The sequence below is a fragment of the Labilibaculum sp. K2S genome, from assembly GCF_030372765.1.
Lineage (GTDB): Bacteria > Bacteroidota > Bacteroidia > Bacteroidales > Marinifilaceae > Labilibaculum.
The window spans coordinates 38,958-55,592 of sequence record NZ_JAUCMW010000018.1 but is presented as its reverse complement, the minus strand read 5'-3'; the positions used below and the strand labels follow the sequence as shown (position 1 = coordinate 55,592).

9 protein-coding genes are annotated in these 16,635 nt (G+C 36.8%); 8 read left to right on the top strand and 1 reads right to left on the bottom strand.

Features of this window, described 5'->3' with window-relative positions; translation table 11 throughout:
• Positions 1-298 precede the first annotated feature (298 nt).
• The 7 genes from QUH73_RS16635 (at position 299) to QUH73_RS16605 (ending at position 14,433) form a co-directional block, all read left to right on the top strand.
• Positions 299-2,125 carry a RagB/SusD family nutrient uptake outer membrane protein gene (locus QUH73_RS16635; protein ID WP_289531565.1) on the top strand — a complete coding sequence of 609 codons (1,827 nt, stop codon included), beginning with the start codon at positions 299-301 and terminating at the stop codon, positions 2,123-2,125.
• 408 nt (positions 2,126-2,533) lie between these two features.
• Complete coding sequence (locus QUH73_RS16630) at positions 2,534-4,663, top strand: hypothetical protein (protein ID WP_289531564.1); 2,130 nt, start codon at positions 2,534-2,536, stop codon at positions 4,661-4,663.
• 28 nt (positions 4,664-4,691) lie between these two features.
• On the top strand, positions 4,692-8,297 hold the full coding sequence (locus tag QUH73_RS16625; RefSeq protein WP_289531563.1) for a DUF4450 domain-containing protein: 3,606 nt from the start codon (positions 4,692-4,694) through the stop codon (positions 8,295-8,297).
• Positions 8,298-8,557: 260 nt separating this feature from the next.
• Positions 8,558-10,078 (top strand): sialate O-acetylesterase, encoded by a 1,521-nt coding sequence (locus tag QUH73_RS16620; RefSeq protein ID WP_289531562.1) that lies wholly within the window; start codon positions 8,558-8,560, stop codon positions 10,076-10,078.
• 18 nt (positions 10,079-10,096) lie between these two features.
• On the top strand, positions 10,097-11,248 hold the full coding sequence (locus QUH73_RS16615) for a glycoside hydrolase family 88/105 protein (RefSeq protein ID WP_289531561.1): 1,152 nt from the start codon (positions 10,097-10,099) through the stop codon (positions 11,246-11,248).
• A gap of 32 nt (positions 11,249-11,280) precedes the next feature.
• The gene (locus tag QUH73_RS16610; RefSeq protein ID WP_289531560.1) at positions 11,281-12,948 is read left to right on the top strand and encodes a glycoside hydrolase family 28 protein; all 1,668 of its coding nucleotides are present in this window, start codon (positions 11,281-11,283) and stop codon (positions 12,946-12,948) included.
• Between the two features lie 45 nt (positions 12,949-12,993).
• Positions 12,994-14,433: a glycoside hydrolase family 28 protein gene (locus tag QUH73_RS16605; RefSeq protein WP_289531559.1), complete on the top strand. Its 1,440-nt coding sequence runs from the start codon at positions 12,994-12,996 to the stop codon at positions 14,431-14,433.
• Between the two features lie 89 nt (positions 14,434-14,522).
• Here the strand turns inward: QUH73_RS16605 and QUH73_RS16600 are convergent, their stop codons facing one another.
• Positions 14,523-15,398 carry an AraC family transcriptional regulator gene (locus QUH73_RS16600; protein ID WP_289531558.1) on the bottom strand — a complete coding sequence of 292 codons (876 nt, stop codon included), beginning with the start codon at positions 15,396-15,398 and terminating at the stop codon, positions 14,523-14,525.
• 136 nt (positions 15,399-15,534) lie between these two features.
• Here QUH73_RS16600 and rhaT point away from each other — a divergent pair, with 136 nt between their 5' ends.
• On the top strand, positions 15,535-16,605 hold the full coding sequence (gene rhaT / locus QUH73_RS16595; protein WP_289531557.1) for an L-rhamnose/proton symporter RhaT: 1,071 nt from the start codon (positions 15,535-15,537) through the stop codon (positions 16,603-16,605).
• The last annotated feature ends 30 nt before the right edge of the window (positions 16,606-16,635 follow it).

Here is a 16,635-nt window from a genome sequence, read left to right as displayed (position 1 = left end):
GCTGGATCCATAAGATAAAGAATAAAAAGCTGAGAGCTTTTGTGTTCATTTATTCGTTTTGTGTTTTTAGACTTGAATTTTGATACTAATTTTTAATCATATGAAACGTCCATGTCAAAGTGATTTTAACACAGGAAGATGATTATTCCAGCATGGTAATCCCGAAAGATTTCAGGATCATATGGCAATTGAAAACAAATTATAAACAGATGAAACGTCCATGTATAAAGCTTTCTACACACAGGGAGATGATTATATGGTAAGTTCCATCTGACAACTGTATGAAAAATATAAACAGATGAAAACAATAAATATAAGTTATATAATGATTCTTTTATTGCTGAGTTTTACACTTAGTTCCTGCGAAGACTGGTTAGATATGCCTTCGGAATCGAAATTCGATAGTAATTCAGTTTTTGAATCTGTTAGCAGAGCCGAAATGGCAGTTTTAGCCTGTTATCCTAATACTTTTAACCGGGAATTGTATTACCAATTAGGGATGGGGACTGACGAGTGCATATCAAGTGAAGGTGATACCAATTCAAAAAATCAAATAGGAAATTATGTTTATAATGCTTCTAACATTCCAACATCAACATATAATGCGATGTATACGGGCATAGAATATGCTAATGTTTGTATAAAAAAGCTTACAGCGATGCGAAAGGGGAGCTCTGTTTCCGACCAAAAAAGTATTGATCACTTGTTGGGCGAAGTATATGCCATACGAGGTATGAATTTTATGAATATTGTCAGATTTTTTGGTGATGTGCCATATTCAACAAAACCTGTTGAAGATATGGATACGTTTACATCATCAAGAGTAAGTCGCGATACCATTATGGATGGAGTTATTTCGGATCTTCAAAAAGCAACAGAACTACTTCCATGGCAAAGTGAAGGTGTATATCCAACCCCTGAACGATTTTCAAAAAATGCAGCTTATGGTATACTGGCCAGAGCCGCTTTATATGGGGCAGGATATTCATTAAGGTGGGATCTGGAATCGTATTCTTCAGGATCGGTAGTACTGGCTCAAAGAGCTGATCAAGTGAGAATTAATGAGCTTTATAAAATAGCTTCAGAGTCGTGTGCTAAAGTTATTCTAAAAGAAGAAAATAAATTGGTGAATAGCTATGAAGATATTTTTCGGGATTTAGTTAATGGTCGGTATAACTCTGAATCTTTGCTTGAAATAGGCCAATATGGATCTAACGTGAATGGATATTCTATAGGTTATACGAATGGAATTTATTCACATCCTAACGCCATGTATTCAAAAGTAAAACCCGCTATGCATGCTATTCCCACCTATTGGTTCGATTTTAATGATGGGGATACCAGAAGAGATGTGACGATCTGCAATTATGATATCAATTCGAGTAATGAACGAAAACTAAGTACATATACGGGTTGTACCATAGGCAAATTTAGGGTGGATTGGAAAGCAGAGATTGGTGTTGCAGTGAATAAGCGTGATATTAATTGGCCTATGTTGCGCTATGCTGATGTTTTGCTAATGTATGCTGAAGCAGAAAATGAGTTGCATAGTTCACCTGGTATTGAAGCCGAAAAAGCTTTAAAAGCTGTACGTATGAGAGCATTTAACAATGATGAGTCTAAAATTGGTGAAATTCCATCAACTTACAATGAATTTAAAAAAGCGATTATAAATGAGCGAAAACTGGAATTAGGATTTGAAAGTTTAAGAAGAACGGATCTGATTCGCTGGGGAATTCTTTTTGAAACGTTAACAGAAACGAAACAAAATTTAATAAAATTAGCTAACCATACCGGATATTATCAGGATGCTGACAGATATAGGGTATATAATTCTATTGAAGCAACAGAATTTGAAGATCCCCTTGTTGCCGTAAATTATTTGAGTTATAAAAATGAATTAACTGATACTGAAATAGCAGATTTGAAAACTCAGGGATATAGCGTACTGGACATGTTTGGAAATGATGATTTATCTAATTCAAAAGCTTTAAATACAGATGAAATATGGATTGAATCTCTATTTAGAGGATTAGAAAAAAATAAAGTAGAACTATTACCATTAAATCAAAATATGATTGATGTGAATTCTGGATTAGAGGGGCAACAACATCCTCTTTATTAATGATGCTTGGTTCTCGTTTTTAAATTGCGTGATATTTAATTTATTGTTAATGAGATTATTAATTTAGAATTAGTTTAGGGAAATATCAAAATTACCATTGCTGGGCAATCAGCGTCTGGCAGTGGTAATTGTCTTAAAATACTATTATTATAAGAGTGTTATTTCTTCTTCTGCTATGAAAATCATTTTCCCGTATAAGTCTGATTATTTATTCAATGCAACATGATAATTCATTTAGACTATACGATATACCCAGTACAAAATTACAGGGATTTGTACAATCCTTCATACGACGCATTATCTTCATGTCTTAGATTTGAGTTTCCATATCTATATCAAAATCAAAACGTATTTTTTTCAGTAAATGATGAAAATTAAATCTATAAATTATATAGAATCTACTCTATTATGAAACAATTCTTATTAATCGGAATAGCCTGTTTGGCCTTACTTGCCTGCCAAAATAAAGTGTCTGAAAAAATAAACCGGTACGAACTGGTAACACGAAATAATCCAGTCGTAACCAAAATTGACGAATTAAGTTCTTTATCGGTTGGGAATGGAAATTTTGCTTTTACGGCAGATGCCACAGGATTGCAGACATTTCCAAACAACTATAAAAACGGGGTTCCTTTAGGAACTCAATCGCAATGGGGATGGCATAGTTTTCTTAATCCCAATAATTATAAGTCGGAAGAATCCTTAAAAACCTACAATTTTAGAGGAAAAGATGAGTTGTATGCCGTACAAAGTAAAACTCCTGGAAGAGCTCATGATGTAGCTAACTGGTTCAGGAAAAATCCGCATCGTTTACATTTAGGCTATATCGGATTGGAATTAAGTCATCAAGATGGAAGTGCAGTTAGTCCTGAAGATGTAACTGATATTCATCAGGAATTGAAATTGTGGGATGGTTTACTGCTTAGTCAATTCAAACTGGATTCTGATTCCGTTTTGGTGAAGACAGCCTGTCATCCGTCAAAAGATGAAGTGGAGGCACAAATATCATCAGCACTTATTGGAAAGGCTCAATTAAAAATCAATTTTAAATTTCCTTACCCAACAGGAAACCATTCAGATGATGCCAGCAATTGGGATGTACCCGAAAAACACAAAACAGAAGTTGTTTCTCAAGGTGATGGATTTTGTCTGTTGAAACGAACATTGGATAATGACTGTTATTTTGTGAAAGTTAAATGGGAAGGAAAGGCGCAGATGGATGAAAAAGCTCCTCATTATTTTGTGTTATCGCCAAACAGTGATCAATTTTCATTTACATGTACCTATTCGAAAGAGAAACCTAATGATAATGAAGATACTTTAGACAATGTGCTGGCGAAAGCATCTGAATATTGGCAATCATTCTGGAAAAACGGTGGTGCTGTTGATTTTTCGAAATGTACCGATAAACGAGCATCAGAATTAGAACGACGCGTAATTTTATCTCAATATTTAATGGCCATACAGTGTGCCGGAAGTATTCCTCCACAGGAAACAGGTTTAACCTATAATAGTTGGTTCGGTAAATTTCATTTGGAAATGCATTGGTGGCATGCTGTTCAATTTGCATTATGGAATCGAACTGATTTATTGGAGAGAAGTCTGGATTGGTATTCGAAAGCTTATCCTGCAGCAAAAAAAATAGCCGAACGACAAGGTTTTGATGGTGTTCGCTGGATGAAAATGACCGATCCTTCCGCCACTGAAGCACCGTCTTCGGTAGGTTCGTTTTTAATTTGGCAACAACCTCATTTTATTTACATGAGCGAGCTGGTATACCGCAGTCATCCTTCGGAAGAAGTGCTTACCAAGTATAAAGAGCTGGTGAATGCAACAGCTGAATTTATGGCTTCGTTTGCCACTTATGATGAGAAGAGAGACAGGTATGTTCTGAAAGGAATTATTCCTGCACAGGAATCATTACGGGCTTCAGAAACTATTAATCCGCCATTCGAGTTGTCTTATTGGCATTATGCCCTATCAGTTGCCCAAAAGTGGCGTGAAAGACTAGGCGAAAAAAGAAATGAAAAATGGGATGATATAATAGATAAATTATCGTCATTAGCCGAAAAGGATGGTTTGTATCTGGCAGCAGAAGATGCAACAGATACATATGAAGATATCCGTTTCACTTCCGATCATCCTGCCGTATTAGGTGCTTTGGGAATTTTGCCTCAATGCAAATTGGTAAGACCGGAGGATATGAAAAACACCCTTAATTGGATTTTAGATAAATGGAATTGGGATGAAACATGGGGATGGGATTATCCTATGGTAGCAATGTGTGCGGCTAGATTGGGAGAACCTGAAAAAGCAGTGGAAGCTTTGTTAATGGACAAACGAACCAACACTTATTTAATCAATGGTCATAATTATCAGGATGATCGTTTAAGGGTTTATCTGCCTGGTAATGGTGGCTTGTTAACTGCTGTTGCCATGATGTGTGCCGGATGGGATAACAATACAATTGGCACTCCCGGATTTCCTAAAGATGGAACCTGGAATGTGGTATGGGAGGATTTGGCGGTAATGCCTTAATCAGGAATGAAAACACAAAAAAAATTAAATGAGATTATTCTTAACAGCAATATTATCCCTTTCATTTATCTGTGCAACAGCTCAGTATAAACCTGATGCAAATAATAAATTGGAAAGGGAACTTCGATACCAACCGGATAAGGATGGTTTTGTTATCCTTAACGGGGATAAGAAGTTCAATCGTGCATTGTATGGAGGACACAGTGCGTTTCGTCTAGAGACCGGTGATGTACCGGAATTTGGTTTTTTTATGCCAAACATGGGTGGAAACCTTCAATTGGGAATTGCTGATAAGCAAAACAGCATCTGGTTAAATAGTGCTTCTCAAATTAAAAGTACTTATTATCCGGGATGTCGAATCTACGAAATACAGGATCCTTTTATCAATAATGGCATCATTAAACTTACTGTTTTGGCTTTATTTGATGCGGATGGAATGATCATGAAAATTGAAACAGAGAACATCCCTGAAGGTACCGAACTTTTATTGATGTATGGAGGGGCAAGCAATAAACGCTTTTCGAGAAATGGGGATCTTGGTGTGGATAAACCGGATTGTTTTGCTTTGCATGCTGATGATTGTTTAGGCAATGATTATCGTATTTATAAGAACTGTTTTTCGTTGGATTATGGACAGAACACTAAAAACCCCAGATCTATTGAAGCTTGTTTTCCTGCAGATTCAAAGCTAAAAACAGGATCTCCGTTCTTTTTAGATTCTCCCATGCAGGTTTGGAACTCTAAAGTGTCTGATAATAAATCTGTTTTGGTGGCAAAAGTACCGTTGGAAAATTCGGTGAAAAAGTTTGTGTGTATTCAGTTGAAGAGTGATAAGGCTTTAAATTATAGTGATTTAACGAGATTGTTCGATCAGGCAGAAGCAAGAAGAAAAGAAATTGCAAATGCAGTTCAAATAGAAACACCCGATGTGTTTATTAATCCATTGGGAGGTGTATTGAGTACTGCTGCCGATGCCATTTGGGACAATTGCTGGATGCATGGAGCCATTGGCTGGAGGATGCCGCTTAATGGCTGGCGGGCTGCTTATGTTGGGGATTGTGTTGGCTGGCATCAAAAAGCCCGGCAGCATTTCGATAATTATGCTGCTTCGCAGGTAACAAATATAGAACCCTTGATTCCTCATCCTGCACAAGATACTACACTAAATTTAGCACGAGCTGCAAAAATATGGGGTACACCTATGTATAGCAACGGTTACATTTGCCGAAATCCAAACCAAACAACAAAAATGCATCATTACGATATGAACCTGTCTTATATTGATGAGTTGCTTTGGCATTTGAACTGGACAGGAGATTGGGATTATGCCACTAAAATATGGCCGGTAATTAAACGACATTTGAAATGGGAAAAATTAAATTTTGATCCTGATAACGATGGTCTTTACGATGCTTACGCCAGTATATGGGCCAGCGATGCACTATATTACAACAGCGGTGCAGTAACACATTCATCTGCATACAATTACAGATCCAATAAAATGGCCGCATTAATAGCCTCAAAAATAGGTGAAGATCCACAACCATACATAGCTGAGTCTGAAAAAATTATAAAAGCCATAAATTCAAAACTTTGGTTACCTAAAAAAGGATGGTGGGCAGAATACATTGACTTTATGGGGAATAAAAATATTCACCCTAATGCTGGCGTTTGGACAATTTATCATGCCTTGGATTCTGATGTATCAGATATATTTCAGGCTTATCAGGCCACAAGGTATATCGACACTGAAATTCCTCACATTCCCGTTCAAGCTAAGGGATTGAACGATGGGATCAATTACGAAACAATTTCTACAACTCATTGGTTTCCATATTCTTGGTCTATTAATAATGTGGCTTTTGCCGAGGTGGCTCATACCGCACTTTCTTATTGGCAGGCAGGCAGATACGATGAAGGTTTTAAACTGTTCAAAAGCTCTGTTTTAGATGGAATGTATTTGGGAAGCAGTCCCGGTAATATCGGACAAATTAGTTATTACGATAAAGCCCGCGGAGAATGCTACCGCGATTTTGGTGATCCTGTTGGAATGTATTCCAGAGTATTGGTAGAAGGGTTATTTGGAATTCATCCGGATTTATTAAACGACCGACTGGAGCTTCGTCCCGGATTTCCTTCCGGATGGGAGCATGCAAGTATAGCTACTGCTGATATTACTTTGAAATTCGATAGGGAAGAAGAAACGGATACTTACTTGATCAGAAATAAACTGGCTGAAAAGATAAATCTGGAATTAAAAGTGTTGGCTGTAAGCGACCAGATTTCAGAGGTTTTGGTAAATGGTGAATCAATGTCATGGTCGCTTGTCGAAAACATTGGAAGTCCTTTGATTCAAATTAATGCTGAGTTAAAAGATAGTGCGCAGATTCAAATTATTTGGGAAGGTAAAGCACTTAAAATTTCAGATTATAAAGCATTTGGAGTGGTTGATGATCAATGGAAATTTAGCACATCAAATAAAATTACTGCTGTTTACGATCCCCAAAAGGTATTGAATCAGGCATCTGTGAAATCTCAATCCATTACGGGAAAGTTAGTGGGTGAAGTTGGAAACCGAAGCCTGTTTGTACAATTGGAACAAGGTCAAATGAAATGGTGGGAACCGGTAAATATTGAAATTAAAGATGCATTTGATATTTCTTACAATGCCGAAGATGAAGAACTGGCCTTTTCAATCACCAACAATAGCAACAACTTATTTTCGGGCAATGTGATGGTAAATCAGTTTTCAATTCCGTTATCAGTAAAAGCGGGACAAACATCAGCTTTAGTTAATATTCCAGATAGTTGTGCTGTATTTGGCAGTAATCGTCTTCAAATTCGGAATGATGACAAATGTTTATTTGAAAAAACAATCACTAATTGGAATGTGAAAGCAAATTCAGGTAATTATAAAATGGTGAATATGGATCAATTTTTTAATGCATCGGTAACTGATATATTTAAGCAAAAATATTTATCTCCAAGATCGCCTTATACCACTTTGCAAATTCCAACACAGGGAATTGGCGAATGGTGCCATCCAACTCATACCGCAGAAATTGATGACAGCGGGCTTAGAGCTTCTGCTAAAAATAATGTATTCAACACACCATTTCATGTTCCGTTTCGCACGATTTGTGATTTAGAAACGAAAAACATTGTTTTTACCAGTTTGTGGGATAATTATCCAACGAAAGTTGAGATTCCATTATCAGGAAAGGTGCAACATGCGTATTTCATGATGGCTGGGAGCACAAACCACATGCAATGTTATATACCAAATGGACTCATAAAAGTTTATTATACTGATGGCACTCACGAAGAATTGAATTTAGTCAATCCGGATAATTGGTTGCCAATAGAGCAGGATTTGTATGTAGATGATCACGCTTTTGCTTTGGAACGACCAGCTCCATACCGAATAGCTTTTAAAACGGGAATTGTTAGCAGGAATTTGGGCGATGAATTAGGGATAAACAAAGACGAAGTAGATGGAAGAGAAATAGAAGGAGGGGCGGGCATTTTCATTGATTTGCCTTTAAATTCATCCAAAGAATTGCAAAGCATAAGCTTGGAAAGCCTGGCAAACGATGTTGTGATCGGATTAATGGGAATCACTTTATTAAAATAAATACCACAGAGACAAATATCCAACGATCTATTATTTGATCATTGAAAAATAAATTTAAATAGATGAAATGTCCATGTATAAAGCTTTCTACACACAGGGAAATGATTATTCCAGCTTGGTAATCCCGAAAGCTTTCGGGACCATCTGACAAAAACTTAAAATTATAAACAGATGAAACGAGCCATGAGAAGACTTTTCTCACACACGAGGATGACTAAATTGGCGAGTTCCATGTGGCAATAAAAAACAAATTGAGACATATGAAATACAGTTTATTATGCACTTTTCTTTTGCTTTTTGTATTCTTTAGTACTTCAGCAAAAGTGTTTTTGCCGGCAATTATTTCAGATAATATGGTATTGCAGCAACAATCAGAAGTTAAATTGTGGGGCAAAGCCTCATTTGGAGAAAAAATAAATATAAACACCAGTTGGGGAAAAAACTACTTTACCACAAGTGGCAAAGATGAAAAATGGAGTCTTATAATAAAAACACCAAAAGCATCAGTAAACCAAACCATTACCATAAAAGGTGAAAATACCATTGTTATTAAAAATGTATTAATTGGCGAAGTATGGTTATGCTCCGGACAATCAAACATGGATTTTCCGGTAGCTAAAATACTAAGATGGCAAACAGGGGTTATTAACTATGTGGAAGTTATTCAAGAAGCCAATTATCCCGAAATCAGATTATTTCATATCGATCAAAAATTATCGCCCGAGCATGAATTGGATAGCTGTAATGGACATTGGGAAATTTGCAATAGTGAATCTGTAAAAACGTTTTCTGCTGTTGGCTACTTTTTCGGACGTAAACTTTACCAAAACCTGAACGTTCCAATAGGTTTAATTCAATCTACATGGGGGGGAACTCCTGCCGAAGCATGGACAAAAATGGAAGTGATGGAACATGATTCTGTTTATACTGCATTAATTAACGAGTTTTATTCTTCCAGAGATCATTATCCGCAAGACCTAAAGAAATACGAAACAAACCTAAAAAACTATGAGCTGGAAGTCGCCAAATTAGCTTCTGCTAATACCGATGAAAAAATAAAGAAACCATCCAAGCCCAAAGGTATTTATCACAACAAGGCTCTTTCAACATTATGGAACGGAATGATCCATCCTATTATTAACTATTTCATAAAAGGTGTAGTTTGGTATCAGGGCGAATCCAATTCTATCAGATACAATGATTATCAGCATGTGTTTACCAAAATGATTGAAAGTTGGCGCACTGAATGGCATCAGCCGGAAATGCCTTTTTACTTTGTACAAATTGCACCCCACTACAAACAACCGCCACAAATTCGTGAAGCTCAGTTAAAAACATGGCAATCAGTAAACAACACAGGAATGGTAGTGATAACCGATGCCGGAGATTCAATTGATATTCACCCACGTAACAAACAAATTCCAGGAGAACGTTTGGCAAGCTGGGCTCTGGCAAAAACATACAAAAAGAAAATACCCTATTCGGGACCAAGGTTTGTATCCATAAAAACAAATAACAATGAAGCCACACTATCTTTTGATTTCACCAACGGAGGACTAATGTGTTCCAACGATTCCATAAAAGGTTTCACGGCAGCATCTTCCAATGGTGTTTTTTATCCTGCCAAGGCGACAATAAATGGGGAAAAGATAATTGTATCATCAGAACAGGTAAATAAAATTGAAAATGTAAGGTATGGATGGGACAATTTTTTTAGGGCTAACTTATACAATAAAGAAGGACTGCCTGCATCTCCTTTTAGAACTGACACTATAAAATAAAACGATAATTATTACAGTATGAGAACAATAATTCTTTATTCACTACTCCTAATAAGTCAGCTAACACAAGCACAAACAACAGCCATTCAGTTTGCCGATTCGGAGATGAAACGATTTCCGGAAGCCTGGCAGTTGGATCATGGCAAAAGACTCTATTTTGGTTATTCGCAAGGCTTGGGATGTTTGGCTATGCTGAAGGTTTGGAAGGAAACCGGAGATAGAAAATACCTTGATTACGTGATTAAATGGGCCGATTCGCTTATAAACGAAAATGGGGAAATACACTTGTACAAAGTAGAATCGTACAATATCGACTACATCAATTCCGGGAAAATTCTTTTTGATGTATATAAAGAGACTGGAAATGAGAAATATAAATTAGCCATGAATCGCTTGGTTAAGCAACTTAAGATGCATCCCCGAACACACGAAGGAGCTTTTTGGCACAAGTTAATTTATCAGCATCAGGTTTGGTTGGATGGCTTATATATGGGGGCTCCTTTTTTAGCTCAATATGCTGTTACTTTTGACCAACCGGATTTGTTAGATGATGCTATCAATCAGTTTATAGTATGTGCCAAACACACCCGCGATACGAAAACAGGTTTGTATTACCATGCATGGGATGAGAGCCATAATCAGAAGTGGGCTGATAAAATAACCGGTCAGTCTCCAAATTTTTGGGGAAGAAGTATGGGTTGGTGGTTTATGGCACTTGTTGATGTATTGGATTATGTTCCTGAAAATCATCTGCAAAGAAAGACCTTACTGAATATTGTTGATGGTGTGGCAGAAGCACTGTCACATTATCAGGATGAAACAGGATTGTGGTATCAGGTTTTGGATCAGGGACAAAGAGAAGGGAATTATCTGGAAGCATCAGCTTCTTCCATGTACATGTATGCTTATGCAAAAGCTGTAAATAAAGGATACATCGATAAAAAATACCGAAAAACAGCACTTAAGGCATACAATGGCTTGATGAAGAATCTGATTGTAAAGAATGCTGACGGTACATTAGGCTTAACCAAATGTTGTGCCGTTGCCGGATTAGGTGGCAGGCCATATCGCGATGGAAGTTATAATTATTACATCAATGAAAGAATCAGGGATAACGATAGTAAAGCTACGGGACCATTTATAATGGGATGCCTGGAGTTGGGGAAATAAAGAATCATCATTAACAAATAAAATATTTAAACATGAAATTGTTCAGGAAATTATTCACGAGATATATCTGGTTTATACTTTTAGCAGGTTGCTCCATGGGTGCGCAAAAACCAGAAAACGAATCGTATAAATATTCATATTTATATAAAGATTTACCTTTTACCATGCCTGTTGTAAATGCGCCGCAATTTCCTGAGCTGGAAATAAACATTATCACCTTTGGAGGTATTGGTAACGGGCAATTCAAAAATACAGTGGCATTCAAAAAGGCCATTGATGAATTGGCTGAAAAAGGTGGTGGAACTTTGCTTGTTCCTCAAGGGATATGGTTAACAGGGCCAATTGAGCTGAAGAGCAATATTAATCTTCATCTTAAAAAAGGAGCATTGATTAAGTTTAGCCGGGACTTTGACGATTATCCATTGGTGGAAACCAGTTTTGAGGGACTCGATACACGTCGTTGTCAATCGCCTGTATCAGGTAAGAATCTTAAGAATATTGCGATAACCGGACAAGGATGTATCGATGGATCCGGAGATGCATGGCGACCGGTAAAAAAACAAAAAGTAACCGAAAGTCAATGGAAAAAAATAACAGCAAAAGGAGGCGCTTATAAAAGGAGTGATTATTGGTTTCCCAGTGAAAAATCACTTAAAGGTGATGCTGTTAGCAGTATGAATGTACCAAGAAACGTAAAGACAGAGAAAGAATGGCAATCCATTAAAGATTTTCTGCGTCCGGTTATGATTAGTTTGATCGAATGTGAAAACGTGCTTTTGCAGGGAGTCTGTTTTTCAAACTCTCCCAGCTGGAATATTCATCCATTACTATGCAGAAATATAATCGTTGATAATGTAACTGTTAGAAACCCATCTTATGCTCAAAATGGTGATGGTCTTGATTTGGAGTCCTGCGAAAATGCCATTATTGTAAACAGTAAATTTGATGTGGGTGATGATGGGATTTGCATAAAATCGGGAAAAGACGAAGATGGACGCAGACGGGGAGTACCAACAAAAAATGTGATTGTAGATAATTGTGTTGTTTATAAAGGACACGGTGGTTTTGTTGTAGGTAGCGAAATGTCGGGTGGGGTGAAAAACATTAAAGTAAGTAATTGCTCGTTTTTAGGTACGGATGTAGGATTACGTTTTAAAAGCCGAAGGGGAAGAGGCGGTGTTGTTGAGAACATATATGTTTCAAACATTAGCATGCAGAATATTGTTACCGATGCGCTTTCTTTTAACTTATATTATGGCGGAAATTCACCATCTGCAGAACTTATAGATGATAAAAAATCTAATGGGGAGTCAGCGAATATTCCTCTTGAAAATGAAGAAACACCTTGTTTTCGAAACCTCTTTTTTACGGATATTGTATCTGTAAATTCACGACGGGCTATGTTTTTTAATGGTTTGCCGGAAATGAAAATTAGCGGTATTCAAATTAAAAATGCATGCATGTCGTCTCAATTGGGTGGTAAATTCTGTGAATCAGAAAATATTAGCTTAAAAAATGTTTCTATTTCACCACTTTCGGGACCTGCTATAATCGTCGAAAATGTTTCAAACATAGAGTTTGAGAATGTTTCATATCCTGAGTACTTGAAAACAGGATTGGAAATTTGGAACACAGACATTCGTCAGATTAAGGATAAAACAAGCAGTTTTCCCGAAGATAAAATTGAATTGAAGAACTGAAACTAATAGAATAGAAAATCAATTACTAATAAGAAAAACAGACAGATGAGTTGGAAACAAATTAGTTTAATAGGAATATTCCTGATGATATCCATTTCAAGTATTGGGCAGGATTTTGAGCCTGATCTTTCTTCCTGCAATTGGATTACTGATGTAGGAGCTAGAATGCAACCTGTTTCAAGAGGAGTAATCTACAATCCTTCCGATTTTGGTGCTGTTGGAGATGGTGTTACCTTGTGTACCAAATCGATACAGGAATCTATAGATAAATGTGCCGAACTTGGTGGTGGTGTAGTTCGCTTTCAAACAGGTATTTACCTTACAGGATCGATATTTTTAAAATCTAACGTAATTCTCGACATCCCGAAAGGGGTACAAATAGAAGGAAGTCAGGATATTAATGATTATAAAGAAATTCCAACAAGAGTAGCAGGTATCGAAATGAATTGGCCTGCGGGATTAATCAATATTATTGATCAGCACAATGTGGCCATTACTGGAGAAGGAGTGGTACACGGTAAAGGGAAAGTATTTTGGAACAAATACCGAAACATGCGTGAAGAATACGATCCCAAAGGTTTACGTTGGGTTGTTGATTACGATTGTAAAAGACCAAGAGGGATCATTATTGAGAATTCAAAAGATGTAACGCTGAAAGATTTTGTGTTGTATCAGGCTGGCTTTTGGTCTGTTCATATTTTGTATTCGGAATACGTAACCGTTCAAGGTATGACCATCAATAATAACATTGAAGGAAAGGGGCCGAGTACCGATGGTGTTGATATTGACTCATCAAGTAGAATTTTGGTGCAGAATTGCTATGTGAATTGCAACGATGATAATTTTTGCTTAAAGGCTGGTAGAGATGCCGATGGTTTAAAAGTAAATCGTCCGTGTGAGTATATTGTAATTCGTGATTGTATTGCCGGCCGTGGCGATGGTTTGTTTACTTGTGGCAGTGAAACCTCTGGGAGTATTAAAAATGTGTTGATATACAACATGAAAGGTTTAGGTACTAAGTACGGTTTGCGTTTTAAAAGTACTTCGCAAAGAGGGGGAACCATTGAGAATATTTACATGTACAACATACAAATGGATGGAGTTAGAGATCCTTTTATTGTGAATCTGAATTGGAATCCATCTTATAGTAACTCAAAATTGCCTGAGGGCTATCAATACGAGGAGTTGCCGATTCATTGGAAAAAATTACTGGAGGTAGTACCATCTGAAAAAGGCATGCCTAAATTCAAAAATATGTTTTTTGAAAATGTACATGCCATCAATGCTCAAACGTGCATAAAGGTAACTGGAATAGAGGAAAGTACCATTGATAATTTCCAGTTCAAAAATGTAAGCTTTAAAGGAGATAATACAGGGAACATATCTTTTGCAAGAAACTGGAAGTTTACTGATTTTAAAGTGCGGGGAGTAAAAGAAAATAAGTTAAAACTTAGCAATAATAAAGATGTAAGTATTAAAAACTAAGCAGCTATACTCAATGGATTTAGCTTCTAGTATATACAAGTAAAGGAAAAGAGACTGTCTTAAATAGATCGTCTCTTTTTTGTTTTCAACTATTTAGTAACGGTTCCTCTCAATTCAGACGGATTTTGTCCTACTTTTTTCTTAAATATCCGGCTAAAATAATGAATAGACTGAAAACCAAGTTCGTAACTGATTTCTTTCATCGATTTATTAGTTGTTAGAATCAATTCTTTGGATCTCATTATTTTTAAATCCAAATGATATTGGTGGGGAGAGATACCAGTGTATTTTTTGAACATCTTTCGGAAGTAGGAGTAGCCAATGCAATTATCTTCGGCAAGTTTTTGAATATCGACCTCTTGTTCAATATGTTCCCGCATGTAAAAACGAGCTTCCTGAATCAGCTTTTCAATAGGTTTTCCAGAGAAGTTTTTTTGTTTTTCCCAAGCGACTATACATCCCAGTAATTTGATCACCAGTCCGGCAGCAATGTGCTGGTTTCCGGGATCTTCGTTTCGAACCAGTTCGAAAATTTTGTAATAAGTATCTATAAAATCTTCGCGTACACCGCAATGGATAACCGATTGTCCTTGCAGAATTTGGTTTTCCTGTAAAAAGTGGTTGGCAAACATGCCGTCAAAACCAATGTAATGTTCAATCCATCCTTCACTTTTGGTAGGTCTGTAGCGATGCCATTCCCCTTTTCGGATAATTAACAATGAACCAGGCTTAACCGCAAATTTTCCCCGGGCGTTTTCGAGTGTCCCTGTTCCTTTTGTAATGTAGTTAATCTGATATTCATTTAGAGTGCGCCCTTTGACCCATGAAAAGTGATATCCACTGGGATGTTCTGCAGAGGGATAGCTGATTCCTGAGGGTACTTTTGATTTTCCGGCTACATTTAAATAAAGCCCCCAATCTTTGTCTTCTTCACTTGCAGATATGTATTTGAAAAAATCTTCCATTATTGGTCCAAAAAGTGCAAATGAAACGCCAGTTTGTGTATTGAAATTATGTAAGTGTCAATATACATTTGTGTTTCATATTATCAGAATATAACAAAAACAAAAATACCAATTAAATCAAACTAAATCCGAAAATATGCACGCGTTATTAGGAATTATTTATCATTCATTAGGTGGAGTCGCATCAGGTAGTTTTTACATGCCTTTTAACAAAGTAAAGGGCTGGGCATGGGAGAGCTTTTGGATTGTTGGCGGTTTATTCTCATGGTTAATTGTACCGCCAATAGCAGCATATTTAACGATCCCAGGTTTTTTTGATATTATTTTAGCCAGTTCATCCCAGATTTTTGCTCTTACATTTACATTAGGCCTTTGTTGGGGAATTGGTGGCCTCACTTATGGTTTAGGTGTTCGTTATTTAGGCATGTCATTAGGGAATTCGGTGGTTCTTGGGTTTTGTTCAGCTTTCGGCGCAATCGTTCCTTCTATATATTACAACATTAATCCAACAGCGGGGAAGGTTTCTTTTACCGATATGTTGGCTTCTTCAGGGGGACAATTAGTGTTAGTTGGAGTAGTCGTTTGTCTTGTTGGTATAGCCTTGTGTGGTTATGCAGGAATGTTGAAAGAAGGTGAGTTAAGCGAAGAGGATCAAAAAAAGAGTGTTGCAGAGTTTAGTTTGGTGAAAGGTTTAGTGATCGCTATTTTATCGGGGATCCTAAGTTCATTCTTTAATTTTGGTATTGAAGCAGGTAAAACCATGGCCGAATCGGCAGCGGTATTACCCGATTATTTATTTGAAGGTTCCAGTCACCTGTTTCAAAACAATGTAACATTTGTGGTAATTCTTTGGGGTGGTTTAACAACTAATTTAATATGGACTACCATTTTGAGCTTAAAAAATAAGTCTTATAAAGATTTTGGAAATAAATCGACACCTATCCGGAATAACATTTTGTTTTCTGCATTGGCCGGAACCACCTGGTTTCTTCAGTTTTTCTTTTACGGAATGGGCGAGAGTAAACTTGGAAATGGTGCAAGTTCCTGGATTCTTCATATGTCCACCATCATTCTAACCGCTAATATGTGGGGAATCTACCGAAATGAATGGAAAGGAGTAGCCCCTAAAACCAAATGGACGATAACTATTGGTATAGCCGTTATTATTGTTTCCGTGGTGATTGTTGGTTTAGGGAATGCAATGTAAATGACATTTTTTTTAAGTTTTAGAGAATAT